This is a genomic window from Pseudomonas syringae (assembly GCF_001698815.1).
GTDB lineage: Bacteria > Pseudomonadota > Gammaproteobacteria > Pseudomonadales > Pseudomonadaceae > Aquipseudomonas > Aquipseudomonas syringae_A.
In genome coordinates, this window is sequence record NZ_LGSI01000074.1 from 249,770 (window position 1) to 274,421 (window position 24,652).

21 protein-coding genes and 5 pseudogenes are annotated in these 24,652 nt (G+C 57.0%); 18 read left to right on the plus strand and 8 right to left on the minus strand.

Translation table 11 applies throughout. From position 1 onward, the window contains the following. Window positions 1–236 precede the first annotated feature (236 nt). Together AFK24_RS29335 and AFK24_RS29340 are read left to right on the plus strand one after the other, a co-directional pair. Entirely contained in the window at window positions 237–563 is a 327-nt protein-coding gene (locus tag AFK24_RS29335; RefSeq protein WP_065836577.1) for a DUF2790 domain-containing protein, read from the plus strand. A gap of 228 nt (window positions 564–791) precedes the next feature. Next, window positions 792–1,127 (plus strand): STN domain-containing protein, encoded by a 336-nt coding sequence (locus AFK24_RS29340; RefSeq protein WP_065836578.1) that lies wholly within the window; start codon window positions 792–794, stop codon window positions 1,125–1,127. Between the two features lie 252 nt (window positions 1,128–1,379). Here the strand turns inward: AFK24_RS29340 and AFK24_RS29345 are convergent, their stop codons facing one another. Further along, a complete protein-coding gene (locus tag AFK24_RS29345) occupies window positions 1,380–2,705 on the minus strand; it encodes an OprD family porin (RefSeq protein ID WP_065836579.1) in 1,326 nt (441 codons plus the stop codon). A gap of 447 nt (window positions 2,706–3,152) precedes the next feature. Between AFK24_RS29345 and AFK24_RS29350 the strand changes: the two genes are divergently transcribed. The 5 genes and pseudogenes from AFK24_RS29350 to AFK24_RS29370 all read left to right on the plus strand — a co-directional run bounded on the left by AFK24_RS29350 (window position 3,153) and on the right by AFK24_RS29370 (window position 5,708). Further along, window positions 3,153–3,365: a co-regulatory protein PtrA N-terminal domain-containing protein gene (locus AFK24_RS29350; RefSeq protein ID WP_065836580.1), complete on the plus strand. Its 213-nt coding sequence runs from the start codon at window positions 3,153–3,155 to the stop codon at window positions 3,363–3,365. 247 nt (window positions 3,366–3,612) lie between these two features. Beyond that, window positions 3,613–3,984 (plus strand): annotated as a pseudogene (locus AFK24_RS29355) (histone-like nucleoid-structuring protein, MvaT/MvaU family). A 371-nt stretch (window positions 3,985–4,355) separates the two neighbouring features. Continuing rightward, window positions 4,356–4,735 (plus strand): annotated as a pseudogene (locus AFK24_RS31920) (GNAT family N-acetyltransferase); the annotation flags it as partial. Between the two features lie 238 nt (window positions 4,736–4,973). After that, window positions 4,974–5,417: pseudogene (locus AFK24_RS29365) on the plus strand (catechol 1,2-dioxygenase); the annotation flags it as partial. A 45-nt stretch (window positions 5,418–5,462) separates the two neighbouring features. Further along, window positions 5,463–5,708 carry an alcohol dehydrogenase catalytic domain-containing protein gene (locus AFK24_RS29370; protein WP_065836582.1) on the plus strand — a complete coding sequence of 82 codons (246 nt, stop codon included), beginning with the start codon at window positions 5,463–5,465 and terminating at the stop codon, window positions 5,706–5,708. A gap of 160 nt (window positions 5,709–5,868) precedes the next feature. On the opposite strand, the gene AFK24_RS29375 is transcribed toward AFK24_RS29370, so the two are convergent. Next, the gene (locus tag AFK24_RS29375; RefSeq protein ID WP_065836583.1) at window positions 5,869–6,480 is read right to left on the minus strand and encodes a TetR/AcrR family transcriptional regulator; all 612 of its coding nucleotides are present in this window, start codon (window positions 6,478–6,480) and stop codon (window positions 5,869–5,871) included. A gap of 94 nt (window positions 6,481–6,574) precedes the next feature. Here AFK24_RS29375 and AFK24_RS31310 point away from each other — a divergent pair, with 94 nt between their 5' ends. Both AFK24_RS31310 and AFK24_RS29380 read left to right on the plus strand, forming a co-directional pair. Then, the gene (locus tag AFK24_RS31310; protein WP_170826413.1) at window positions 6,575–6,715 is read left to right on the plus strand and encodes a hypothetical protein; all 141 of its coding nucleotides are present in this window, start codon (window positions 6,575–6,577) and stop codon (window positions 6,713–6,715) included. A gap of 156 nt (window positions 6,716–6,871) precedes the next feature. Further along, the gene (locus tag AFK24_RS29380; protein ID WP_065836584.1) at window positions 6,872–8,335 is read left to right on the plus strand and encodes an MDR family MFS transporter; all 1,464 of its coding nucleotides are present in this window, start codon (window positions 6,872–6,874) and stop codon (window positions 8,333–8,335) included. A 24-nt stretch (window positions 8,336–8,359) separates the two neighbouring features. Here the strand turns inward: AFK24_RS29380 and AFK24_RS31775 are convergent, their stop codons facing one another. Then, complete coding sequence (locus tag AFK24_RS31775) at window positions 8,360–8,668, minus strand: hypothetical protein (RefSeq protein ID WP_065836585.1); 309 nt, start codon at window positions 8,666–8,668, stop codon at window positions 8,360–8,362. Between the two features lie 5 nt (window positions 8,669–8,673). Then, window positions 8,674–8,913, minus strand: coding sequence for an AMP-binding protein (locus AFK24_RS31780; protein WP_346424289.1), 240 nt, complete (start codon window positions 8,911–8,913; stop codon window positions 8,674–8,676). A gap of 86 nt (window positions 8,914–8,999) precedes the next feature. On the opposite strand from AFK24_RS31780, the pseudogene AFK24_RS29395 reads away from it, so the two are divergent. After that, a pseudogene (locus AFK24_RS29395) lies at window positions 9,000–9,464 on the plus strand (substrate binding domain-containing protein); the annotation flags it as partial. Between the two features lie 312 nt (window positions 9,465–9,776). Here the strand turns inward: AFK24_RS29395 and AFK24_RS29400 are convergent. Further along, window positions 9,777–10,265, minus strand: a complete 489-nt coding sequence (locus tag AFK24_RS29400; RefSeq protein ID WP_065836587.1) for a MarR family winged helix-turn-helix transcriptional regulator — start codon at window positions 10,263–10,265, stop codon at window positions 9,777–9,779. Between the two features lie 757 nt (window positions 10,266–11,022). On the opposite strand from AFK24_RS29400, the gene AFK24_RS29410 reads away from it, so the two are divergent. The 6 genes and pseudogenes from AFK24_RS29410 to AFK24_RS29435 all read left to right on the plus strand — a co-directional run bounded on the left by AFK24_RS29410 (window position 11,023) and on the right by AFK24_RS29435 (window position 17,851). Next, window positions 11,023–11,853, plus strand: coding sequence for a p-hydroxycinnamoyl CoA hydratase/lyase (locus AFK24_RS29410; protein ID WP_065836589.1), 831 nt, complete (start codon window positions 11,023–11,025; stop codon window positions 11,851–11,853). A 107-nt stretch (window positions 11,854–11,960) separates the two neighbouring features. Continuing rightward, a complete protein-coding gene (locus AFK24_RS29415) occupies window positions 11,961–13,409 on the plus strand; it encodes an aldehyde dehydrogenase (protein ID WP_065836590.1) in 1,449 nt (482 codons plus the stop codon). 160 nt (window positions 13,410–13,569) lie between these two features. After that, window positions 13,570–15,453: a feruloyl-CoA synthase gene (locus AFK24_RS29420; protein WP_065836632.1), complete on the plus strand. Its 1,884-nt coding sequence runs from the start codon at window positions 13,570–13,572 to the stop codon at window positions 15,451–15,453. Continuing rightward, complete coding sequence (locus AFK24_RS29425) at window positions 15,450–16,709, plus strand: thiolase family protein (protein ID WP_065836591.1); 1,260 nt, start codon at window positions 15,450–15,452, stop codon at window positions 16,707–16,709. The genes AFK24_RS29420 and AFK24_RS29425 overlap by 4 nt, the downstream gene beginning before the upstream one ends. A gap of 160 nt (window positions 16,710–16,869) precedes the next feature. Continuing rightward, window positions 16,870–17,058: pseudogene (locus AFK24_RS29430) on the plus strand (acyl-CoA dehydrogenase family protein); the annotation flags it as partial. 79 nt (window positions 17,059–17,137) lie between these two features. Next, the gene (locus AFK24_RS29435; protein ID WP_065836633.1) at window positions 17,138–17,851 is read left to right on the plus strand and encodes a GntR family transcriptional regulator; all 714 of its coding nucleotides are present in this window, start codon (window positions 17,138–17,140) and stop codon (window positions 17,849–17,851) included. Between the two features lie 12 nt (window positions 17,852–17,863). Here AFK24_RS29435 and AFK24_RS29440 read toward each other — a convergent pair whose 3' ends face one another. The 3 genes from AFK24_RS29440 to AFK24_RS29450 all read right to left on the minus strand — a co-directional run bounded on the left by AFK24_RS29440 (window position 17,864) and on the right by AFK24_RS29450 (window position 21,999). Continuing rightward, a complete protein-coding gene (locus AFK24_RS29440; RefSeq protein ID WP_065836593.1) occupies window positions 17,864–18,814 on the minus strand; it encodes a PDR/VanB family oxidoreductase in 951 nt (316 codons plus the stop codon). A 99-nt stretch (window positions 18,815–18,913) separates the two neighbouring features. Further along, the gene (locus AFK24_RS29445; protein WP_065836594.1) at window positions 18,914–19,972 is read right to left on the minus strand and encodes an aromatic ring-hydroxylating oxygenase subunit alpha; all 1,059 of its coding nucleotides are present in this window, start codon (window positions 19,970–19,972) and stop codon (window positions 18,914–18,916) included. Window positions 19,973–20,211: 239 nt separating this feature from the next. After that, window positions 20,212–21,999: a sigma-54-dependent Fis family transcriptional regulator gene (locus tag AFK24_RS29450; RefSeq protein ID WP_065836595.1), complete on the minus strand. Its 1,788-nt coding sequence runs from the start codon at window positions 21,997–21,999 to the stop codon at window positions 20,212–20,214. A 292-nt stretch (window positions 22,000–22,291) separates the two neighbouring features. Here AFK24_RS29450 and AFK24_RS29455 point away from each other — a divergent pair, with 292 nt between their 5' ends. Further along, entirely contained in the window at window positions 22,292–23,767 is a 1,476-nt protein-coding gene (locus AFK24_RS29455; RefSeq protein WP_065836596.1) for a benzaldehyde dehydrogenase, read from the plus strand. Between the two features lie 68 nt (window positions 23,768–23,835). Next, on the plus strand, window positions 23,836–24,603 hold the full coding sequence (locus AFK24_RS29460; RefSeq protein WP_065836597.1) for a coniferyl-alcohol dehydrogenase: 768 nt from the start codon (window positions 23,836–23,838) through the stop codon (window positions 24,601–24,603). The last annotated feature ends 49 nt before the right edge of the window (window positions 24,604–24,652 follow it).

Consider the following 24,652-nt stretch of genomic DNA (forward strand, 5'->3'; position numbering starts at 1 on the left):
ACCGTGTAGGTGAATGGCAGTACCTGCGGGGCGTACAATCGTCCCTTAGGAATTGAGGTTGATAATACGTTGAGCTTGCTAACAGGAAGGTGAGCGGATAATTACAATATTGTTATGAAGCCTTGGAGGCAGGTATGGCTCTGCAGGTGTAGACATGTCCAAATGGTAATTTTGGTGCAACGTTCCAGTTAGTGGTGGGCTGTTAACTTAAGGCATCACTCAATTGGAGACATACTATGCGTATCGCCAAGTCACTGGTTTTTGCCCTTGCTGTCCTTTCGCCAATGGCATCATTTGCGTATTCTGACGATGTATCGGTTAAGGACATTTTAACTGAGCACCAAGCGATCACTTGGAAGTATGCTGAAAAATCACAGAAGGTCGTTCCGCCTATCGTTGATTACAAATATGGCATGAAGCTCGATATTGCAAAGGTCGTACGTACGTCTCCAGATCTGCGGACTTGTAAGGTCATACCACAACTGATGACTTATGAAGATTCCAGCGGCAAGCTTAATACCGTTAAGTACCAGATCATGAGTGGTTGCAGAGGTAAAAATTGACGCTGATCTATGGAGGCGTTCATGTTTGCACCTTCTTCAGCCGAAAGCGGCCTCTAAGGCCGCTTTTATCGTATGCGTTGAGTTACCAGGTGGGGCCTGCGGGACTGACGAGGGTTGAGTTACTTGCCTATTTTTTTAGATTTCGGAAAAAATCGCCGAGCAGTACGTTTTTCATTATCACTTAAGAATATCTCTACGCGCTAATTAGACATATGAAGGATCGTATTCATGTCGATATTGCGTGCACTTCCATCTTTGGCGCTCTTTATGCTGCTGCCGATGACCTCTCTATGGGCTGCTGACAGCCTCGCTTCGCTGCCCACTGAGCGCTACGCATTTACCGCCCAGCCATTAGCGTCTGCGCTGGCTCAATTCGCCCGGCAGAATCATTTGCAAATGAGCGTTGATGCGAAACTTCTACAGGACAAGATGGCTCCGGCACTCAATGGCGAACTCAACGAGCAGAATGCGTTGACTCAATTGCTGCGTGACTCCGGCCTGGACTGGTCGATCACGTCTGAGCGCACCCTATTGCTGTATCCGCGCGCTAACAACGATCGCTGAAACTGGCGGCTTCTTTCATCATTTTCACCAACCATTAAGAATTGCTGACGGGCCAGTCGAGGCTGGAGTCCTTCAGTGTTTATCGGTGCATTCTACGGTCGGAAAAAAGGCGTCCCTAGGACGCCAAAAAACCACCTTAATTGGAGCGGGAGCTTCTAAAGGTGAATGTTGCTTCGAGGTGTGTCCTGACGACCGAAGTCAGCATTGAGATAGGATGCCCGTTAGCTTGGTCATCAGGATTAATAAACGGTACTACAAGACGCTAAGCGGATACTCAACGATCAGCCTTACTTCATCCAGGTCTGACTCGAACGCGGTCGCGCGCGTTGTAGCCTGCCGAAGACGCAGAGATAGATCCTTCATGCTTCCAGTCTGAACGACATACTTCGCTTCGATGTCCCGTTCCCAGCGTTTCTGATCCTTCAGCGGATTGCCATCGGAATCTCGTCGCATGTAGGTGCTGTTGGCATTGGAGTAGTCACCATCTGTACCTTTGCCGTAGCGGGTCATGAACGATAGGCCGGGTACCCCGAAATTGCTCATGTCCAGATTATAGGTCGCCATCCAAGAGCGTTCTTTCGGTGAGTTGAAGTCGCTGTATTGAATAGAGTTGGCCAGGTAGATCGAGTCCGACTGCCTCAGGTAGTCAAAGTCATCATCACCTTGGTTACGTTGATGCGACAGAGACACGGTGTGGGAGCCATATTTCAGGCCTATTTTTGCGCTCCAGATATTGTTGTCGAACTTGCCGAGGAGCTTTTTGCCTTCATCGGTAGCGTTGTAGTAATTCAGGCTACCCGTCAGTGCCATCTGATCTGAGAGAGGAAGGACGTAGGAAGCGGAGGCGTACTTCTGATCCCACGCGTCTTTCAATCGACTCCCGTACAAGCCCAGGGTCAAACGATCGGTTGCCTCGTAGTCACCGCCGAAATACCCAACCCAAGGGGAGTTCACCGGCCCCGCGTAAAACGTGGCGAAATTCTCACGCATCGAGGTGGACTGGGGCTGGCTCATCGCGTGTAGTCGGCCACCTTGCATCGTCAAGCCGCTGATGCTTTTGTTGGTGGCTGTTACACCTCGAAAGCTTTCAGGAAGTACCCGAGAGTCACCAAACGAAACCACGGGCGTCGATGGGAATACATCGCCAACGTTCACGACTGTGTCGAAGGCCCGAGCCTTCACTGAACCACCAACCTTTGTCCATTCGTCTTTGGCCTGACCGTCGTCATCGACAGGCAGAACGTTGAAGGAACTCTGCAGGCCATTGCGGCCGCCGCCCGTATCAAGCTTCAACCCAATCATCGCAAAGGCATCGACACCGACGCCGAAGGTGCCTTGGGTAAAACCTGATTCGAATTTACCAATGAACCCTTGCGCGGTTCCCTCAGAGTAGCCGTTTCCGTTTGCGTTAGACTGCCCCTTGCGACTGTCCCGGTTCATGTAGAAAGTGCGGCTGAGGACATTAAGTGTGCTGCCCTCGATGAACCCTTCTTTCTGCTCTTCAGCGAAACCGGCAATCGGGGTGAAACCTGCAATAGTTGAAAATACTGCAAGGGAAATTTTTTTAAGGTGAGTCATGTGCGCTCCGTTCGAATCGGCAGATTGCTTTTAGACGTGTCAACCTGGCTTATTTTTTTAAAACTGAGAGCTGCCAGTGAGTGACGATCTTGACGAGTCGAAGATAACGGCAAGGTGACTGAAAAATTACAAATTTGAAATGTAGGATCTGTGGCTGGAACTCTTAAAAAAAATATAGCTATAACGGCAGCCCGGCGCTTCCCGTGGCTCAGCAAGAACCAAGCATCTGGAGGTAGCGAGTTTGTAATGCTCCCGTCATCACAGGTAAATAGTTGAAGCAGCCATCGAACATAAAACCAGGGCGTAAGGCTCTTCATTGCAGAGGTATGTTCTGATGTGCTTATGAGTGACTGGATGTGCTGAATTACAAAATTGTAATTCTCACGCAATCTTCTCGACAACCTCGGGTAAGTATTATTGCGCTCTCGCCAACATGAAGGTGTAGATATGAAAGTTTTCCAAGTTGCAGCATTAGCAGGCGCTCTATTGCTGTCACCAGTTGTGTTCGCTGAAAGCGGCGGAGACATGGTGTTTGCAAGAATGATGGAAGCAAGAGATCGTGCCCTGGAGCGCAATGCCGTCAAGGCGGCGCATCAAGAGAACGATTCCATGGTGGCCAGTGATGCGAAGGACAAGGATGAGGCCGCTGATAAAGACTAAGAGTGTCGGCCGGCAGAAACTCCGCAGCTTCTGAGTACTGCTGCTTCTATGGGAGTAGACATTTATCTTCTTTGCCACCCCTCCGTTGTTATAATTTTTGGCCATGATGTTCCTGAGATCCTGAAGCCTTACGCTGCAGGGGCCATTTATCAAATCAGCGTGTGTATGAACTACGTTGTGGATGTTTCCCGACTCCCCGCATAGCGTAAACTGGACTAATACTCCGCAGTGATCTGAAGGAAGTGCTATGTCCCTTTTAGCTGGATTTCGCAAGCTTGAACAACAGTTGGAAGCACAGCTTGCAGAGCTGGAGTCGATGAAGGGTGATTCTGGGCTCTAGGCTGAAATGGAGTTTTAGACCAAACTGCGCGCTCTCTTGGGGGAGTATGGCTACAGCCTGCGTGACGTGATTGCCCTGCTGGATCCGCTGGCTGCCGGTTGTAAATCAGCACCTGCTGCTACTCTAGAGAAAAGCACTCGTAAGCCACGTGATCTCAATGTCTTCAAGAACCCGCATACAGGTGAAATTGTTGAAACAAAGGGCGGGAATCACAAGCTGTTGAAGGCTTGGAAGGCTGAGCATGGTTCGGACGAGGTCGAGTCTTGGCTTGCTAAGTGAGTGAGGGCTTGCCGCTAATGAGGCCGCCTGAAGGTTTTTTTTCATTCGATTTTGCTTCTGATGCTATCAGGGAGTAACGGTATGCGTCCGGCAAAGTCATCTAGCCGGCGCTGAAAAGGCAAGACATGTGTGCATTTAAATTTAAGTGGGCGCCAATTCTAGCCTATCAAACGGGTATTTTAAGCAGCCACAACGCTGTTCCTACTCCAAACCCTTCAAGGCCCGGGTCATTCAAGAGTGTGGCCAGCCCGGCGCTTCGATTGCCAGCGCGCGCTGAGCCACAGTCTCAACGCGAACCTCGACCATAAGTGGATTCGGCTACAGTCGCAAAAAAGTGTCGCCCTGCAATGCTCGAGGATCACGATCACGATCAGGTTGTAGGTTGGGCGAGCCTCAGCGAATATCGCGCTCGCACATGCTATGACGGTATCGCTGACTTTTGGATTTACTTGAGCCGTAAGGTACGAGGCCAGGGGCTGGGCAAGCTCCTGCTTCAAGCATTGCTCAAAGAGTCGTAGGCACATGGATTTTGGAAAGTCCTTTCCCGCATATTCACTTCAAACGGTGCCGGCCTTGCGCTTTGCGAAGCACACGGTTTCCGTCAGTTGGGCGTTTATGAGGAACATGCTGCCTTGAAGGTCATTGGATCGATTGTGCGATTGTCGAGCGACTCTTCCCAGAGCATCAACCTACAGGCCTTTCGCAAGTCGCTACCACGAGAACTGAAACAGGTGGACTAAGCGGTGGCTGAGGTTTTCTGCCGCATTGACACCATTGTTCAGTTTGGCTTCCCACTGCGTAACGACCACCTCGGATTCACTGGTCAAGTCGAATGCAATTGACTGGTCAAATCCATGCAATTACGCAGTCAGGACATCGATCAGGATATGACACAGGTAACTGCCTTAGTCAGGCATTCAGTATGTTTTGGCAAGATTGCTGATCTTTATCGCATGCCCGTTTTTGTTTTCAATATTTCCAGGTAAAGGTACTCCCACTTTGATAAAAGCCAATCCGAATTCAATTTGCGTCGTCGCATTGTGACCGACGCCGAGGGGCGTTATCGAGCCAGAAGTATCGTGCCGTCGGGCTACGGCTGTAACCCTCAGGGCCCGACCCAGGAGTGCCTCAACCAATTGGGCAGGCATGGCCAGCGTCCGGCGCATATCCACTTTTTCGTATCCGCCCCGGGTTACGAACACTTGACCACGCAGATCAACCTATCCAACGACGCATACCTCTGGGATGACTTCGCTTACGCCACGCGGGATGGATTGATCGGTGAGGTGCAGTTCATCGACCAAGCCTTGGCTGCGGCCCATCAAGTGCCAGGACGTTTTGCACAAATGAAATTCGATTTTCAGCTGCGTCCGGCAGCCAACCTTGAAGCGGAGCGACGGAGCAATCGCCCGCGTGCTCTTCAAGAGGCGTAAGTCAAAGCTGCATACCCAGAAAAACTTATTAAAGAGGATAAAAGCATGTCCCAAGCCACTCTCACCCCCATCGAAGTAAAAGTCGCCGTGTTGCGTGAAGCCAGCGGCAAGCTCCGGCTCGAGCGCGCAGAGCTGGCTGTTCCGCGTGCCGACGAGGTCCGCGTGCGTGTCGTGGCTACAGGTGTTTGCCACACCGATATGGTCGTTCGCGATCAGCTCTTTCCAACGCCGTTGCCAATTATTTTGGGGCACGTAGGTGCGGGCGTGGTGGAGGCGTGGGCGCTGCGGTAACGACCATCGCTCCTGGCGATCATGTGGTCATGCCCGACAGGTGCTGCATGCTGGCAACTTTGGGGATAGAGCCCCGTCGTGATGGAGTTGACCGTATGAGCATAAAAACGGTTGAAGGGCGGTGTTTGCTAGCAGCATGAACTTACGTTGAGCCGTCTCATCAGGGACGGGATACGCAAGACTGGATTGCAGCAATAACCAATGTCACTGATTCGTCCTTTAAGATTTTGTCGAGATCCGGTGATTTAAGCAAATGTCGCATGGTGGCAAGTCCGATGACATAGGAGCCTATTAACGCTGCTCGCACGTTGGCATTTCTACCGCCTAACTTGAGCGCCAGTGGTTGCACAAACTCGACATGAAATCGACTAGACGCGAGAGTAGATGTCGCAGGGCTTGCGGAGGCCAGCAGTAGCAAACTCAATGGGTTGAAGCCGTCATCATTGGGGGCAGGGTTGTTGCTCAGGACGCGTTCAACCAGAAATTTACCGACGTCCTCCAAATGAGCAGGCAAATGCTCTTCCACGTTGAATGCACCCTGAATGATTTCGGCGAACAATTGCTCTTTGCTGCCAAAGTAACGGCTTACCAATGCCGCATCCACACCTGCAACGCCGGCAATCTCGCGTATACCAACACTCTCATAGATTTTGTATGAGAAGCACCGCCGCGCGGCACAGAGGATGCGCTGCCGTGTTTCCGCGGAATTTCGTCCCTGAGCAGTGCGTTGCACATTCAGAGTAGAGGCTTTTGACTGCTTCTGTATGTTCATGAGCTAATTTTGTCATCAGTTGTTGACATTGGCAAACCCTATGTGGAGTAATGATGTCATCGGCTGATGACAAGTCGCTTTGGAGGAGCGTTCGATGACTGAGTCTGTATCCAAACTCTCTCGTAAGGTCACGTTAGTGACCGGTGTTTCCAGCGACGTAGGTTTATCGGTGGCGCCGTTGATGGGGCCGTATGGGTATTGGCACCCAAAAAAGCTCAACAAAGCCCTCGTTTAGCCTACGCAGCAGTTCGATAAAGCGCTGGAGAGAGGCGCAGGAGATGGCCAGTACTGCGCCATTTCTCGTCAGTGCTAAAACTCGCCCTAACACGCAGTATCCTCGCTATGGACGGCGGTATGGCTCAAGTCTGAAACCTCTAGTTGAGAAACCGATATGCCAAGTGCCGACTACCGATCTCCAGATACGAAACAGCCCTTAACAGGTACCGCTGTTTCAGCCGTGTTATTGCCTTTGATGTTGGTGTTATTCATATCCACCTTGGATCAAACCATTGTCGCCACTGCACTTGCCCAGATTGGTGAGGAGCTCGGCGATACTGCAAACGCCCCTTGGATTGCTACTGCCTACTTGCTTACCAGCGCCATTAGCACGTTAATTTTCGGCAAGCTTGGCGATATGCATGGACGGAAAAAGGTGTTTCAAGCCTCGGTAGCTATCTTCGTCCTTGGTTCCGCTCTCTGTTCGTTTGCTCCAACGATGCTGTGGCTGATCGGATTTCGTGCATTGCAAGGCATAGGCGGCGGAGGGCTCAATTCGTTGGTTATGGCAATTGTGGGAGATATGGTTTCACCCCGTGAGCGAGCACGCTACCAAGCCACGCTCGGAATCGTCCCTGCTATAGCAATCATTCTCGGGCCGGTGTTGGGTGGATTGATCGTGGATCATTGGAGCTGGCCCTGGATATTTCTGATCAACGTGCCAATCGGTGTGCTGGCCTTTGTAATAATTGCGACTCGCCTGCATCTACCCACTCATAAAAGCGCACACCGATTGGATATTGCCGGTTCGCTTCTTTCGATTCTTTTTACCACATCGTTTTTGCTCGTTATGGTTCAGGGTGGTAGTACTTTTGCTTGGTGGTCCTGGCAAATACTCAGTTTGGCAGGCGTCAGTCTGTTGTCGCTCATTGCCTACTTACAGGTCGAGCGATATGCATCTGAACCGATTACTCCGCTTGTACTATTTGCCAACAGCATTTTTTCGATTTCATCGGCATTGTTTTTCCTGTCTACAGCTACGCTGTTTGTCGCCATGTTTTTTGTACCACTAATGCTGCAGAAAGTGTTCGGATTATCAGCCTTTCTCTCTGGTAGCAGCATTGTCCCTTTGTTGCTCGCACTGATCGTCGCAACAGCGTTGACAGGGATAGTCATTTCTCGCACAGGTCGTTACCGCATTTTCCCTATCCTGGGGGCACTATTTGCGGGTGGCGGGCTATTTATGTTGAGTCTGGTGCAAGTCACGACGCCACTTTGGCTCGTCATATTCATGTTGGCGATACTTGGCGTGGGTTTGGGGTTTTTCATCCAGGTCGTCCTACTGGCTGGGCAGAACGCTGTAGAGCACCGTCACCTTGGGGTGGCGACAGGGGCTCTAAATTTTTTCAAAACCCTGGGTGGCGCCACGGGCGCAGCAGCATTTGGTGCAATCCTGACGAGAGGGATGTCCGTTGCCACGAACAACGAGATGATGCTCGTCGCTTTTCGTTCTGTGTTTCAGGGCGCGCTGGTAATGATGGGCATCGCCTTGATATTGGCACTGCTGCTTAAGGAAAAACCGCTATCGCCGGAGATGGTTGAGGTTGCGGGAGGGCGGGGCGATGTACCTGAATACTAGGCTCTGAACGAAAGATAATGTTCTTCAGCGCGCGGAGGTGTCGTTGTCTCTGGCCTTCAACCACAGGCGTAGCACCGTCTTGAGGAACTCGCCGTAGCTGTTCTTGAACAGTACGTTGCCTAGGTCTGTCGGGTAGATGGGGGTGTCCCCATAGATGATGGTCTTGATGCCCTTACCGTCGTAGCCTTGGCGGCGCGCCTGCTCGATCATGTCCTTGAACATGGCGGGTGCCACGAACAACGTGTTATTGCCGAACCCGCTGGCCAGCTCGAACAGTTCGTCGGCCTTGAAGTCGCGGGACTCCGGGACGACATGGCGAGCGGCCCTGTGCACATGGATCAGGCTGTAGAGACCGGCGCAGTGAGACTCGGCGCGGCATACACCACGGTCTCATCGACGTCGAGCGGATCGGCGTCGGGCGAACAGTCCCGTGATATGGCCGTCAGGTAGACATGGTTCAGCATCACCCCCTTGATGTCGTCAGTGGTGCTGGAGGTGTAGAGCAGCCGGGCCAGGTCATCGGCATGACGCGAATGAGGCGTGTCTGGGGGCGAAGCGGCCGAGGCGAGTGTTCCTATGTCCTCTCAATCCAGCTCTCGACACGCCTGGGACAGGGTCTCGGGTGCGAATACCTGGCCTCCATCGGTGAAAATCAGCCGGGCCGGACTCGGGATACGTCGGTCGCCAACTGGTTGGAGCAGGTAATGAGGGGTTGGTAGTCAGCCCTGATTACCTCGAAAAGCGCGGCTTGCCTGTCACGCTAAAGGACCTGGAAAATCACGACTGCGTGAGCTTTGCTCATCCCAGCGGAATCACGACGTGGCGTCTTATGGGGCCCGGCGGTGTCGAGAGCGATGTACAGATCACCAGCCGTTTCAATGGCAACACTGCTCAAGCATTGCGTAAGGCCACGCTGGCTGGATTAGGTATTGCGATGCTGCCGCCCACCATGACTAATATCGATCTACAGGCTGGCCGATTGGTGTCGGTGCTGCCGCATTACTATCGCACTGGATATGGCCTGCACTTGCTCTACCCCAGTCGAAAACATTTGCCTTTGGCCGTCTCTGCATTCATCGAGTTGGTGTTGGAGAAACTGAGAGAGCAGACATTCCCGGTGAATGTGTAGCCGCGCAAGGGTATGAACCTGTGGACGGCAATCGCTGGCTGGGAAATAGGTAAGGCCAGCGTTGAACTCACAATGGCATGGAGTGACTCAAAGCACTGAATGTTTGCGCTCTAGCCAAGCTTGACCAGATTCAAAATCGCCAGTGGGCCGCCCGGGAACTGCACGAGACGACCTTCAGATTCGCCGCCCAAGTCATCCCTTGATCATGAGCCGCGCCGAACAGAGCAACAGAAACAGGCAAAAAGAAGTGCGGAGTATTTTTTCCGGCAAGGCATGAGCAGCCTGGAATTGGGACAGTTGGACGAGCGAAGTTCACTCCTGATAAACCTTTCTCAACAGTCTGAGTAACTCCTCGCGTTCTGCGCTATCGAGCGCGGCAGTGGAATCGATATCACTCTGGGCTGCGATGAGTTTCAATTCCTTGAGCAAGGTCTCGCCGGTCTTGCTGAGAAATATGCCATAGGAACGCTTGTCCGGTTTGCAGCGAACCCGCACGGCTAGCGCACGACTTTCCAGCTTGTTCAGTAGGGGCACTACCTGCGGTGGTTCAATGGCCAGCGCCTTGGCCAGGTCGGCCTGCATCAGCCCGGGATGCTGATCGATGATGGCCAGGGCGGAGAACTGCGCAGGCCGCAGGTCGTGGTTCGACAGTCGGCTGATCAGGTTCTGGAACAACTTGAGTTGGGCTCTGCGCAGGGCATAACCGATCAGGTCGTCCAGTGCTGTGTCCAGCGGCGCCTGCACCTCGGTGCTGCCGGGTAACACCTCACTCGCGTCGGCAATGTTGGAAGGCTTGGCCATTGAAAGTGGAGTCCTTGCGGGAATGAAGTTAAGAAAGCTATCTAGTTTGCCGAGGTTGTCGGTCGATAGCTACCGTAACGTTCAATACATTGCCGAATGTGAATATCGGCCCCCCATTAGCCAAGGGCTTCAGGCTGCAAACCTCCTCGATTGCCTTTTCCTCTACTGTTGCGATGTTGTCAAAAGCTCGGCTTTCACGGTCGAGCGTCTGTCGATGCGCGCCACGGTATAGGTACACGCACCCAATACGGCAGGGCAGAGGGCGAGTACCGCTAAAAGCGTTCCCCTGCAGATTGCCGATACCCAGGATCAACGGGAAGGGTCGCGACAGCAACGGATAGATCACCACCGCGTAAGGCCACGGGTGTCGACCAAGCGCATCAGTGCCAGCCTGGCGATGGCCCCGCTGAAGGAGGCGAAAGAGCTTACCCATGACGCCGTAGCCCGGTCGAATCCCGCGTACTGATAAACCAGCGGACTCCACGAGGCGAGAAAGTACCGATCACCGGATCGGACATCGATGCCTGGATCCAGGCACTTGAGGATTCGCACCACGGTTTCAGGTTGCTTGTGCTTGCTCACCAGAAACCGCACCGATGCCGGCAAAGCGAAAAACAGCAGCCCTATGGAGAGCGGAGTTGCAATACCGCCGAGTGCGAACACAATTTGATTAATTTTATTAATGGTTAATTGACATAACTAAAATTGCCGGTTAGGTTTTAGTCATCTGCATGCAAACAACAAGAGAGCAACCGCTATGAGTAATTACGAAGGTCGCTGGAAAACCGTCAAGGTCGAAATCGAAGAGGGCATCGCCTGGGTCATCCTCAATCGTCCGGAAAAACGCAATGCCATGAGCCCGACCCTGAACCGCGAAATGATCGAGGTGCTGGAAGTCCTCGAACAGGATCCTGACGCCGGCGTGCTGGTGTTGACCGGTGCCGGTGAAGCCTGGACCGCCGGTATGGATTTGAAAGAGTACTTTCGCGAAGTGGATGCCGGCCCGGAAATCCTTCAGGAAAAGATTCGCCGCGAAGCCTCTCAGTGGCAATGGAAGCTGTTGCGCATGTACGCCAAACCGACCATCGCGATGGTCAACGGCTGGTGCTTTGGCGGTGGTTTCAGCCCACTGGTCGCCTGCGACCTGGCGATCTGCGCCGACGAGGCAACCTTCGGCCTGTCGGAAATCAACTGGGGCATTCCGCCGGGCAATCTGGTGAGCAAGGCCATGGCCGATACCGTGGGCCATCGCCAGTCGCTGTACTACATCATGACCGGCAAGACCTTTGGCGGGCAGAAAGCCGCCGAGTTGGGCCTGGTCAACGAGAGTGTGCCGCTGGCGCAACTGCGTGACGTGACCGTCGACCTGGCGCGCAATCTGTTGGAGAAAAACCCGGTGGTGCTGCGTGCGGCCAAACAGGGTTTCAAACGCTGCCGGGAGCTGACCTGGGAGCAGAACGAGGACTACCTGTACGCCAAGCTCGACCAGTCGCGACTGCTCGACACCGAAGGCGGACGCGAGCAGGGCATGAAGCAGTTCCTCGATGACAAAAGCATCAAACCCGGCCTGCAGACGTATAAACGCTGAAGTCCGCAGCGCACATCGGGCGCATCCTGCTGTTCGCTGCCGCGTCCTTGCCCTACTGTCATACCGCTTGAACGAATTCCCGATAAATACAATAAAGAGGAATCACCATGTTGGACGTGCCCCTGCTGATCGGCGGCAAGTCGTGCCCAGCCCGTGACGGGCGAACTTTCGAGCGCCGCAACCCGGTGACGGGCGAGGTCGTGTCGCGAGTGGCCGCCGCTACCCTGGAAGATGCCGATGCGGCGGTCGCCGCTGCCAAGGCCGCGTTTCCTGCCTGGGCCGCACTGGCGCCCAATGTACGGCGCACGCGCTTGCTCGCCGCCGCCGACCAATTGCAAGCGCGTACGGCTGAATTCGTCGCCGCCGCCGGGGAAACTGGCGCCATGGCGAACTGGTATGGCTTCAATGTGCAGCTGGCGGCCGGCATGCTGCGCGAGGCGGCGTCGATGACCACGCAGATCAATGGCGAAGTGATTCCCTCCGACGTCCCTGGCAATTTCGCCATGGCCCTGCGCCAACCCTGCGGGGTGGTGTTGGGGATTGCACCATGGAACGCCCCGGTTATTCTCGCCACTCGTGCGATTGCTATGCCTTTGGCTTGCGGTAATACCGTGGTGCTCAAAGCTTCCGAGCTGAGCCCGGCTGTGCATCGGTTGATCGGCCAGGTGTTGCAGGATGCCGGGCTGGGCGACGGGGTGGTCAATGTCATCAGCAATGCCCCGGCAGATGCCGCGGCCATAGTCGAGCGGCTGATCGCCAATCCGGCAGTGCGTCGAGTCAACTTCACCGGCTCCACCCATGTCGGACGCATCGTCGGTGAACTGTCGGCGCGACACCTCAAACCGGCACTTCTTGAGCTGGGTGGCAAGGCGCCGTTTCTGGTGCTGGACGACGCGGACCTCGACGCGGCGGTCGAGGCTGCAGCCTTCGGTGCCTACTTCAACCAGGGGCAGATTTGCATGTCCACCGAGCGCCTGATTGTCGATGCCGGGGTTGCGGATGTCTTTGTCAGCAAGCTGGCGAGCAAGATCGCCACCTTGCGCGCTGGCAACCCGAACGCTGTCGACTCGGTACTGGGTTCCCTGGTCGATGCCGCAGCTGGCGAGCGCATCCGGGGGTTGATTGACGATGCCCTCGACAAGGGTGCACGCCTGGTTGCCGGTGGTCAGATCGAGGTCAGCATCATGCAGCCTACCTTGCTTGATGGCGTGACCCCCGAGATGCGCCTGTACCGCGAGGAGTCCTTCGGTCCGGTGGCGGTGCTGCTGCGTGGCGAGGACGACGAGGAGTTGTTGCGCCTGGCCAACGATTCCGAATTCGGTCTGTCGGCGGCGATCTTCAGTCGCGATACCGGGCGTGCCCTAGCCCTGGCCCAGAGGGTCGAGTCGGGCATATGCCATATCAACGGACCGACCGTGCACGATGAGGCGCAGATGCCCTTCGGCGGGGTCAAGTCCAGCGGCTACGGCAGTTTTGGCGGCAAAGCGGCGATCGAGCATTTCACTCAATTGCGCTGGGTCACTTTGCAGAATGGGCCACGGCACTACCCGATCTGATCGTTCGTTGCGTTTCTCGGGCTGCTGTCTCGTGCGAGCAGCCGCTTGCGAATGTAAACAAGGCATAACAATAACAAGGATGCAGCCAGACGCTGCCGTGCTTACACCGAGCCGCTTGAGTGCTGGTTGGTGCTGGCATGCCTTGATGGAGGATAACGACGTGAGTTCCGAATTCAGACCGCAGCCCCGATCCGGCGTTGCTCAAACGCGTTACCGCCACGTGTCCATCGGCCATTCTGCTGTGGAGGTCAGTGAACGTAACGGCAACTTGCACATGCGCTCCCTGGAGCCGCTGGCGCCACTGCCCATGCGCCTGCTCGACCGATTGGTGCATTGGGCACAGGTGCGCCCGCTGCAGACCTTTATCGCCGCCCGCGAACAAGGTGGCGATTGGCGCCGGGTCAGTTATGCCCAGATGCTCGACAGCGTTCGTGCCATCGCCCAGAGCCTGCTCGGCTACGGGCTTTCGGCCGAGCGACCGCTGGCGATCCTTTCGGGCAACGACATCGAGCATTTGCAGATCGCCTTGGGCGCGATGTATGCGGGGATTCCTTATTGTCCGGTTTCTCCGGCCTATTCGTTGCTATCTCAGGATTTCGCCAAGCTGCGGCATGTTTGCGATTTGCTGCAGCCGGGGTTGATATTTGTCAGCGACGCGGCCGCCTACCAGCGGGCGATCGATGCTGTGTTGCCAACCGAGACTCCATTGGTTGCCGTGCGCGGACACGTGCCAGGGCGCAGTCAGGTGAACTTCGCCAGTCTGCTCGAACACCCTGGCGGTGCAGAGGCCGATGTAGCTTTCGCCGCCACGGGCCCGGACAGTATCGCCAAATTCCTGTTCACCTCGGGTTCGACCAAATTACCCAAGGCGGTCATCACCACCCAGCGTATGCTCTGCGCCAACCAGCAAATGCTGTTGCAGACCTTTCCAGTGTTTGGCGAGGAACCGCCGGTACTGGTGGACTGGCTACCGTGGAACCATACGTTCGGCGGCAGTCACAACGTTGGCATCGTGCTTTACAACGGTGGCACTTTTTATCTGGATGACGGCAAGCCCACGGCTCAGGGCTTCGCTGAAACCCTGCGCAATCTGAAGGAAGTTTCGCCGACCGCCTACCTGACCGTACCCAAGGGCTGGGAGGAACTGGTCTCGGCGCTGGAAAACGATGGCGAATTGCGTGAACGTTTTTTTGCCCATATGAAGCTGTTCTTTTTCGCAGCAGCCGGTCTCTCGCAGAGTGTCTGGGATCGGCTCGACCAGGTCGCAGAGCAACACTGTGGTGAACGCATCCGCATGATGGCCGGGCTCGGCATGACCGAAGCGTCTCCCTCTTGCACCTTCACCACCGGGCCGCTGTCCATGGCCGGTTACATCGGTCTGCCGGCACCGGGTTGCGAGGTCCGGCTCGTACCGGTGGATGGCAAGCTGGAAGGACGTTTCCGTGGGCCGCACATCATGCCTGGCTACTGGCGTGCACCGCAGCAGACCGCCGAAGTCTTCGACGATGAGGGCTTCTACTGTTCCGGTGATGCCATCAAGCTGGCCGACCCGAGCGACCCGCAACTGGGCCTGATGTTCGATGGTCGTCTCGCCGAAGACTTCAAGTTGTCCTCCGGAGTGTTCGTCAGTGTTGGCCCCCTGCGCAATCGTGCGGTGCTCGAGGGCTCGCCCTATGTGCTGGACCTCGTTGTCGCGGCACCGGATCGCGAGTGCCTGGGCGCCTTGGTTTTTCCTCGCCTGTACGAGTGTCGTCGACTCTCGGGGTTGACCAAGGCTGCCAGCGATGCCGAAGTTCTGGCCAGCGCGCCGGTTCGGGCGTGGTTCGCCGACTGGCTGCAACGCCTCAATCGCGAAGCCAGCGGCAACGCCAGTCGCCTTGAGTGGATCGCGGTGCTCGACGAGGCCGCGTCTATCGATCGTGGTGAAATCACTGACAAAGGCTCAATCAACCAGCGGGCAGTCTTGCAATGGCGTGCAGCCAAGGTCGAAGCGCTGTATCGCGGCGAAGACCCTTCGATCCTGCGCGCCGGTCCACGGTCTTGAATTACGCAGGTCAGTATTCGGCATTCAACGATGTGGCGATTCTTGAGGCCGTGCGCACGCCCTGGATCGACCTCGGCGGTGCGCTGGCCCAGGTATCACCCATCGATCTGGGCATCAAGGTCGGGCGTGAAGTGCTGGCCCGTGCCGGGCTCGATCCGCGGACAGTCGATACTGTGCTGGCGGGCTCCATGGCCCAGGCCAGCTTCGACGCCTACTTGCTGCCACGCCACATCGGTCTTTACAGTGGTGTGCCGCAACAGGTGCCTGCACTGGCGGTGCAGCGCATTTGCGCCACCGGTTTCGAGCTGTTACGCCAGGCCGGTGAGCAACTTCGCGACGGCGCGGAACTGGCGCTGTGTGTGGGCGCCGAATCCATGTCGCGCAACCCGATTGCTGCCTACACCCATCGAGACGGATTTCGTCTGGGTGCGCCGGTGGATTTCAAGGATTTCCTCTGGGAGGCGCTGTACGACCCGGCACCGGGACTGGACATGATCGCCACGGCGGAAAACCTTGCCAGGCATCATGGCCTGAGTCGCGAAACGGTGGATACCTATGCCCTCAACAGCCATGAGCAAGCGGTGCAAGCGCAAACTTCTGGCTGGTTCGCCGATGAAATCGTCGCCGTACGCAACGAGCCATTCGAGCTGGACGGCTATCAGCCTCGGGGCATTACGCTGCCGCGTCGGGTAGACGAAGTCACCCTCGACAGCCACATTCGGTCCACTGATTTCCTCGCGTTGGCCAAGTTGCGGGCGATTCATTCGGAGGGCGTGCAAACCGCTGGCAACAGCTGTGCTGTGGTGGACGGTGCAGCGGCGGTGCTGGTCGGCCGCGCATCGGCGGGTACGCGACCGGCACTGGCAAACCTGCTGGCGACGGCAGTGGTCGGCGTGGCCCCGGAGTTCATGGGAATCGGCCCGGTTCCGGCGATCCAGTTGCTGCTGCAACGCAGCGGGTTGGCGCAGGACGATATCGCCCTGTTTGAAATCAACGAGGCGCAAGGCGCGCAAGTGCTGGCAGTAGCTCAGGCGCTGGAGCTGGATAGCAATCGGCTGAACCGCCGTGGCGGTTCGATTGCCCTCGGTCATCCGTTAGCTGCCACCGGCCTGCGTCTGGTGATGACTTTGGCCCGGCAGTTGCGCGAGCAGAATCTGCGCTATGGGATCGCCTCTGCCTGTGTCGGTGGCGGGCAGGGCATGGCCGTGCTGATCGAGAACCCGCAGTACCGCGACGAAGCCCTGTCACCGCTTTGAGCAGCGCCGGGCAAGTATTGACCGGCCAGAGACCTTCGCGACTTTCGACGATATGAGGCTTTCCATGTGGCACCACCAGGCGCCGCTGCACGACATGCAATTCATCTTCGAACACTGGCTGACGGCTGGGCCATGTATACCGGCATTGCCCATGGCGCCTATCTGTGCTTTCTTCACCGAGCAGGGTTTTCGTCTGGCCAGCAATGCCTTGCAGGTGTTCGGTGGTTACGGCTACGTCGCCGAGTTCGCAATTGAGCAGACTCTGGGCGACAACCGAATCGCAATGATTTACGAGGGCAGTAACGAAATTCAGGCCAATGACCTGCTATTGCGGAAAGTATTGGGCGATGCCTGCTGTGCGAGTTGATCTCCAGCTTGTGCAAGGCTTGCGTTACTATGGCCGCCCACGTTTTCTGGAAGTTGCCTGGATGAGTAAGCCCGGTCAGTTGGTGCTGGTAGCGCTGCGCAAGATGATCGCTTCGGGCGAGCTGGTTGCTGGCGAACGACTGATGGAAATCCCCACGGCGGAGCTGTTCGGGGTGTCCCGGATGCCGGTGCGTATGGCGTTTCGAACCCTCGAACAGGAAGGGTTGCTGGTGCGGTTCGGCGGTCGAGGGTTTCAGGTGCGCTCGGTCAGTGCCGATGACATCGCCGGTGCCGTTGAAGTACGTGGAGTGCTCGAAGGTCTGGCGGCACGTCAGACTGCCGAGCGCGGACTCTCGGCAGAGGGGCGCGCGATCCTGGAGCTATGCCTGCTGCAAGGTGACGAATTGTTCGACAAGGGCTATGTCACAGAAGACGATCTGGAGGTCTACCATGACCTCAACATGCGTTTCCATCAGGTGATCGTCGAAGGCAGCCACAACCCGGCCATCGCCGATGCGCTGGCGCGCAATGACCACCTGCCTTTTGCTTCGGTAACCGCGCTGGCGGTGGATCGCAACGACATGGCCCGCGAGTATCGGCGTTTCAACTACGCCCACATGCAACATCATGCCGTCTTCGATGCCTTGATCAATCGCCAGGGCGCCCGTGCCGAAGCGATCATGCGCGAACACGCCAACGCTACCCTGCGCTATGCCGAGATATTTGGTTCTGCGACAGCCAATGAGCGGATGAAGGTCATTCACCGCTCTGAGTGAGGCTCGGCCTTTTCAGAGGTCCAGCACCAGCAGCGATGATTTCGAGCGCGAGCAGCACGGAGTGAACTGATCATTAAGTGCCTGCTCATTTTCGGTGAGGAACAGGTCGCGGTGATCCGGCACGCCCTCCAGTACCCTGGTCAGGCAGGTTCCGCAAATGCCTTGTTCGCAGGACGTGGCGATATCGATGCCATGGCTTTCCAGTACTTGAACCACGGTCTTGTCGGTCGGGATTTCGAAGACCTGGCCGGTGCTGCCAACCTTGACCGAAAAGCTCCCATCGTTACTGGTATCAGTGGGCGTGGCGGCAAAGTATTCGCGGTGTAGCGAGTCTTCCTGCCAGCCTTGAGCCCTGGCGCTGTCCAGCACGTGCTGCATAAAACCGCCCGGACCGCAAACATACAGATGAATGTTTTCTCCTGGCTGGGCCAATACCCTGGCCGCGTTCAGCGCTGTCTCGGGTTGCTCATCGAAATGCAGAAATACCCGGTCGGCGAAAGACGAGTTCTTGATTCGTTCGACAAAGGCTGCACGCTCGCTCGAGCGTGCGCAGTAATGCATTTCGAAGTCCGCGTTGCTGTGGGCAAGACGTTCAGCCATGCACAGAATCGGTGTGATACCGATGCCGCCGGCAAACAGCAGGCTGCGCCTGGCCTGGTGTACCAGCGGGAACAGATTGCGTGGCTCGCTGATGCGCAGGCGATCCCCGGTGTTGATCTGTTCGTGCAGGCATTGTGAGCCGCCGCGCGAGGCCGGATCCTTGAGCACGCCGATCAGGTAACGGTGGCGCTCTTCGGGGTGATTGCACAGGGAGTATTGACGGATGACTCCGCCGGGCAGGTGCACATCGATGTGCGCGCCGGCACTGAAGCCGGGCAGTGCGCTGTCATCGACGCTGGCCAATTCATAGCTGCAGATGTCCTGAGCTTCGTTTTTACGTGATACCACCACCACATCGATCATGCTTCATCCTCGGAGCGTTGCCACCACAGTGGTCACTTCTGGTTATTTTGAGATTGTGCTGCGCAAGGGACGGGCACGGCATGGCGTGCCCTGGCCTGGTTATTGTGCGGTGGCGATCAATTGCGGCTCGGGGGCTCGCTCGCTGGCGATGATTCGTTCCAGGACGCGGCGGGACTGCACGCCGCCCGCATCGATATTGAGCTTGAGCACATTGCGCTGAGGGTGGTCCAGCAGGTTTTGTTGCTGGCGTTCGAGCATCTCCAGGTCTTCGCTGAAAATCTTCCCCTGACCCTCGCGAATGGTCGCGGTGAGTGCTTCATCCTGAGGATTGAAGTTGCGTGCCATGCCCCAGAAGTACCAGATGGAAGTGTCGGTTTCCGGAGTGATGAAGTCGACCACGATGCTGGATGCCTTGAACTCGGCGTCGGCGTGGTAGCCGCCTTTGCCGGCATGGGCGACACCCACTTCGATCAGTACGTGACTGGGGGGCGAGAAGCGGCAGATTTGCCAGCGGTCCACCGGCACATCGTCAGCCAGATTATTGCCGCGCAAGGCCATGCGCCAGAACGGCGGCGCCATGATGTTTTCCATGTGGCGTGCGGTGACCACATCGTCGCCCTCGACCGTCGTGGTCGGGGCGGCCTCATCGATTTCTTTCTGGCCGATGCTGGACGCATGCACGTAAGTCTCGTGCGTCAGATCCATGAGGTTGTCGATCATCAGGCGATAGTCGCAGCCGATGTGGAACAGACCGCCGCCGTATGCCCATTGATCGCTCACGGCCCACTCCAGGTGGTGGATCAGCGTTGGGTCGGCTTTGTCCTGTTCTCCGGGCCAGACCCAGATAAAACCGTAACGTTCGACCACCGCGAAAGTCTTGTTGCAAGGGAAGCCGCGTACCCGTTGCCCTGGCATTTCGACAGTTTTTCCGTCGCAACCCATGACCAGTCCGTGATAGCCGCACACAAGGTTGCCGTTTTCGACATAGCCCAATGAAAGCGGCGCGCCGCGATGCGGGCAAAAGTCCTCGACCGCTGCAACCTGGTTTTCCTGGCTGCGATAGAAAACGATTTTTTCGCCGCAGATCTGCCGCCCGAGAGGGCCTTGTGCAATTTCATCGGGGGTGCAGGCGACGTACCACGTGTTTTTTGGGTACATGAAAACTCTCCAGGTCATCGTTTGTTTTTGTTTTGATGGATCCATTAGGCGATAAGCAGATGCCGCAAGTCAATCTTGTTTGAGGCCATTTGTGGATATATTTGGGCGTAAAAAGCATGCTTTATTCAATGTGAGTTTGTTTTAAATATGTTTAATGGATCCATTGTAGGTTGTTCATGTACAAAAAAACCGCCAATGGCGGTTTTTTTGTGGGTGATCAACGTGGATCGCATTGCGCTTCAGGATGGCCGCTCTGCCGATGCCTGCTGGTACTTCTTCAGCCGATAGGCGAACTGCGCACGACTCAACCCCAACAGTCGTGCAGCCGCAGCCAGATTGCCTTCGCTCTGTTGAAGCGCTTCGTCGATCAAGCGCGACTCCAGCCCTTCAATGGAGAAACCGCGCTCCAGGCGGGTCAAGGCTTCCAGCAACGCGGGGCGATTCTGCGTGCTGGCAGGATTCTGGTCGATTGCCGCAAGGCTGCCAGTGTCGTCCAGCGAGTACATTTCCTTTGGCATTGGCTCATTGCGAAACAGATGGACCAGGTCGATCGATTGACCGTCCTCACTGGCGATCAGACCACGCTCCACCAGGTTTTGCAGTTCTCGCACGTTGCCGGGAAAGTCGTAGCGCAGCAACACTTTGAGCGCGCGCATGGTCAGCCCGGCGGGTTTGCGAGCATAGTCCTGGCAGAAGCGCCGCAGGAACGCGTTGACCAGTAACGGGATGTCGTCGCGTCGTTCACGCAGTGGCGGCAGGGTAATAGGGAAGACGTTCAGACGGTAGAACAAGTCCTCACGAAAATCTCCGGCCGCCACGGCTTTGCGCAGGTCTACATTGGTTGCCGCCACCACCCGGACATCAACCTTGATCGACTGGCCACCACCGACACGCTCGATTTCGCGTTCCTGCAATGCCCGCAGCAGCTTGCCCTGACCCGGCAGGCTAAGGCTGGCGATTTCATCAAGGAACAGGGTGCCGCCATGAGCGCGTTCGAAGCGTCCGGGCCGCGATTGAGTCGCGCCCGTGTAGGCACCGCGTTCAACGCCGAACAATTCCGCCTCGATCAGGTTGTCCGGGATTGCGGCGCAGTTGAGGGCTATGAAAGGTGCTTGATGCCTTGGACTGAACTGATGCAATTGCCGAGCGAACAACTCCTTGCCGACCCCGGACTCGCCGCTGAACAACACCGTAGCGGGCGTTGGCGCCACGCGTTGCAAAGCAAGGGTGGCGGCGTTGAAGGCAGCGCTGGCGCCAATGGGTTTTGGCCCAGCGGGCAGATCGCTGTCGTCCTGAGGGGCAGATGCTGCCGGGACCGGGCGCTGCATGGGGGCGACGCTGGACGGCGATGCAGTGAGGTACCCCAGGTCCTGTTCGACATCGCCCCATTGTTCGGCGGTCTTGCCGACCACTCGGCAGGTTTCGTGGCCCATGCCCCGGCATTCGGTTTCACGAAAGATGACCAGGCGGCCGAATAGCCCGCTGACATAACCGATGGCATAGCCCAGCTCGGTCCAGCACACCGGGTCCTGGCCGATCCCGTAGGCGGCGATATGTTCGTCGGCCTCGCAGGAGTGATGCCAGAGGAACTCACCTTCGTAGAAGCCGGAGTCGGCATCGAACTTGAAGTGCAGGGGTTCGACCTTGGTCATGCCCTCCAGAGTGTGCAAGCGAGTGCCGGCGGAGAAAACCGCTGCGGCATCGGCGTCCGGCCAACGCTCGCGGATCAGCCGTGCATCGCGTGCGCCTGACAGGTAGCCGGTGCGGGTAAACAGACCACGGGTCTGTTCCAGGCCCTGGCGATCAATGATCTCGCGCCGCAATGCGCCGAAGGATGAACTGTGCAATAGCAGCATGCGCTGATCGTTGAGCCAGATGCGTCCGTCGACAGGGGAAAAGAACAGGCATTCGGTCAACTCGGCTAGCGTCGGTGAGTTGCCCTCGGCCAGCTGGGTGCTGTCCCCGCGGGGCGAGAAATGTTCCTCCCGGATTGCGAGTCCGGGAAACAGCATGTTGGGGTTATTCATTGTTATGCCCCTGAACGCAATGACTGGTCGAAATGAGTAACTATTGAAACAGTTATTAAACATAACTTTATCATTTGAACAAGTGGCCCGTGGCTGACGGAGCGTCGAGACCGGAGCCCCATGTTTGGATACTCATCCTCAGCCCACAGGCCAGAGCCTTCGCCATCTAAATAACCCTGGGACCCAGGAAATCGGCACAGCCCTTGCTCTAGTGCTTTCACGACGCAGACGACTTCACCGCTTCAGCACGGTGTCGTCGGGCGATGACAAGCACAAGAGCCGGGAGGCCGAAATGTCGGTAAGTGAACCCTCTGATTTTCTGCGGGACGAGATGTGGCACGAACGCATCTTCAATGGCGACTGGATACGCCCATTGGGCGGCAGCAATAGCGTGCGCGAGCCAGCCACCGGCGAGGTGTTGACTGTCACCGGCCTGGCCGATGCGGCGGACATCGCGCTTGCCAGTCTCACCGCTGCTCGTGTACAGCCTGCCTGGGCAGAGTTGGGTCCGCGCGAGCGGGCGGAGATTTTTCGCAAAGCAGCAGCACTGGCCCAGCAACACTTTGCCGAGCTGGCGCTTTACATCGCTCGGGAAAGCGGCGGCAGTCTGTTCAAGGGCGAACATGAGGTCCGTGAGGCGATCGTCCTGCTGCATCAGGCGGCCGGTCTACTGTCGCAACCCCATGGCCTGGTTCTTCCGAGCGAGGCAGGGCGCCTGTCCTATGCACGTCGGTTGCCCCATGGCGTGGTCGGGGTGATTTCTCCGTTCAACTTTCCTCTGGTGCTTTCTCTTCGCTCGGTAGCACCCGCGCTCGCGGCTGGCAACGCCGTGGTGCTCAAGCCCGATCCGCAGACCCCGGTCAGTGGTGGCTTCATCATTGCCCGGTTATTCGAGGCAGCCGGTCTGCCTGACGGCCTGTTGCAGGTTTTGCCGGGCGCAGCGCTGGCTGGTGAAGCGCTGTGCCGCGATCCGCACGTGCGAATGATTGCATTCACCGGCTCTACTGCGGCGGGACGCAAGGTCGCGGAGGTGGCTGGTCGTCATCTAAAAAAAGTAGCCCTGGAGTTGGGCGGCAAAAATTCTCTGATCGTGCTCGAAGACGCCGATCTCGACCTGGCGGCCAGCAACGCCGCCTGGGGGGCCTGGTTGCATCAGGGGCAAATCTGCATGGCCACTGGACGCATCCTGGCTCATGAGTCGATCGCTGAAGAGCTGGTCCGCAGGCTGGCAGAGAAAGCACGGGCGATCACCGTCGGCAATGCCGCTCGCGGTGAGGCTGTGCTGGGACCTTTGATCAACAAACGACAGTTGCAACGTGTGCATGAAATCGTCACGGAGAGTGTGAGGGCCGGGGCAACTCTGGAAGCCGGCGGCGAGTTTGAACAGCTCTTCTATCAACCTACGGTTCTTTCAGGCGTGCGTCCGGGCATGCGTGCGTTCGACGAGGAGATCTTCGGTCCGGTGGCCACGGTGGTGAGTTTTGCCAGTGACGAAGAGGCCATCCAATTGGCCAATTGCACCGAGTACGGCCTGTCCGCGGGGATCATCTCGCCTTCGGTCGGGCGCGCGATGGCAATTGGCGAGCAACTCAATTGCGGTCTGCTGCACATCAACGATCAGACGGTGGCCGACGAATGCATCAATCCATTCGGCGGGCGCGGCAGTTCGGGAAATGCCGGCAGCGTTGGCGGCCCGGCCGACTGGGACGAATACACCCAATGGCAATGGGTGACGGTCAAGGATAAGGCGCCGCGCTACCCATTCTGATGGGGCAAGGGCCGACTAGGGTGGTCGGTCCACCGGGCGAGTCCACAAAAACAATAAGAGGACGCAACATGAAACTCGACAACAAGATTGTACTGGTAACTGGGGTTTCCTCAGGAATCGGCGCGGCCACTGCAAGCCTGCTGCGCGCTCACGGCGCTCAGGTGATCGGTGTGGATCTCAAGGCTCCGTACATGACCCTGGACGGGTTTGTCCTGGGCGACCTGAGCAGTGCCGAGAGCATCGACCGGCTCTTGCCGCAGTTACCGGCACGGATCGACAGCCTGTGCAATATCGCCGGGGTCCCGGGCACTGCAAACCCGCAACTGCTGGCGCAGGTCAACTACCTGGGGCTGCGTCACCTGACCCGTGCGCTGCTGCCGCGCATCACTGCTGGCGGCAGCATCGTCAATATCGCTTCGATCCTCGGCGCCGAGTGGCCGTTGCGCCTGGCGCTGCACAAGGAGTTGGCGCACATCGAAGATTTTGCTGCTGCGCAAGCCTGGCTGGCCGAACACGTGGTACCGGACGAGACCTGCTACCAGTATTTCAAGGAAGCCTTGATCGTTTGGAACTACCGGCAGGCCCAGCAATGGTTTCTGGAACATTCGGTGCGCATGAACAGCGTTGCGCCGGGCCCGGTTTTCACGCCCATCCTTGGCGACTTCGTGAGCATGCTCGGCGAGGCCCGGACCCAGGCCGATGCCCATCGCATGAAACGCCCCGGTTATGCAGATGAGGTAGCGGCGGTGATCGCTTTCCTGTGTGCCGACGAGTCGCGCTGGATCAACGGCGTCAACCTGGCGGTCGATGGCGGCCTGGCCTCCACATACATCTAAAGCCCAATCCGGTAGACAGCGGTGCAGGCCGCTGTTCGAGCGTGTTGGC

Excerpts from the sequence above, each read along its gene's own strand:
- AFK24_RS29450 (WP_065836595.1), bottom strand. The coding sequence starts at position 21,999 with ATGAATAACCCCAACATGCTGTTTCCCGGACTCGCAATCCGGGAGGAA.
- AFK24_RS29345 (WP_065836579.1), bottom strand. The coding sequence starts at position 2,705 with ATGACTCACCTTAAAAAAATTTCCCTTGCAGTATTTTCAACTATTGCA.
- AFK24_RS31310 (WP_170826413.1), top strand. The coding sequence starts at position 6,575 with ATGACTGAGTCTGTATCCAAACTCTCTCGTAAGGTCACGTTAGTGACC.
- AFK24_RS29455 (WP_065836596.1), top strand. The coding sequence starts at position 22,292 with ATGTCGGTAAGTGAACCCTCTGATTTTCTGCGGGACGAGATGTGGCAC.
- AFK24_RS29400 (WP_065836587.1), bottom strand. The coding sequence starts at position 10,265 with ATGGCCAAGCCTTCCAACATTGCCGACGCGAGTGAGGTGTTACCCGGC.
- AFK24_RS29350 (WP_065836580.1), top strand. The coding sequence starts at position 3,153 with ATGAAAGTTTTCCAAGTTGCAGCATTAGCAGGCGCTCTATTGCTGTCA.
- AFK24_RS29445 (WP_065836594.1), bottom strand. The coding sequence starts at position 19,972 with ATGTACCCAAAAAACACGTGGTACGTCGCCTGCACCCCCGATGAAATT.
- AFK24_RS29440 (WP_065836593.1), bottom strand. The coding sequence starts at position 18,814 with ATGATCGATGTGGTGGTGGTATCACGTAAAAACGAAGCTCAGGACATC.
- AFK24_RS29335 (WP_065836577.1), top strand. The coding sequence starts at position 237 with ATGCGTATCGCCAAGTCACTGGTTTTTGCCCTTGCTGTCCTTTCGCCA.
- AFK24_RS29415 (WP_065836590.1), top strand. The coding sequence starts at position 11,961 with ATGTTGGACGTGCCCCTGCTGATCGGCGGCAAGTCGTGCCCAGCCCGT.
- AFK24_RS29410 (WP_065836589.1), top strand. The coding sequence starts at position 11,023 with ATGAGTAATTACGAAGGTCGCTGGAAAACCGTCAAGGTCGAAATCGAA.
- AFK24_RS29375 (WP_065836583.1), bottom strand. The coding sequence starts at position 6,480 with ATGAACATACAGAAGCAGTCAAAAGCCTCTACTCTGAATGTGCAACGC.
- AFK24_RS29340 (WP_065836578.1), top strand. The coding sequence starts at position 792 with ATGTCGATATTGCGTGCACTTCCATCTTTGGCGCTCTTTATGCTGCTG.
- AFK24_RS29435 (WP_065836633.1), top strand. The coding sequence starts at position 17,138 with ATGAGTAAGCCCGGTCAGTTGGTGCTGGTAGCGCTGCGCAAGATGATC.
- AFK24_RS29380 (WP_065836584.1), top strand. The coding sequence starts at position 6,872 with ATGCCAAGTGCCGACTACCGATCTCCAGATACGAAACAGCCCTTAACA.
- AFK24_RS29370 (WP_065836582.1), top strand. The coding sequence starts at position 5,463 with ATGTCCCAAGCCACTCTCACCCCCATCGAAGTAAAAGTCGCCGTGTTG.
- AFK24_RS29460 (WP_065836597.1), top strand. The coding sequence starts at position 23,836 with ATGAAACTCGACAACAAGATTGTACTGGTAACTGGGGTTTCCTCAGGA.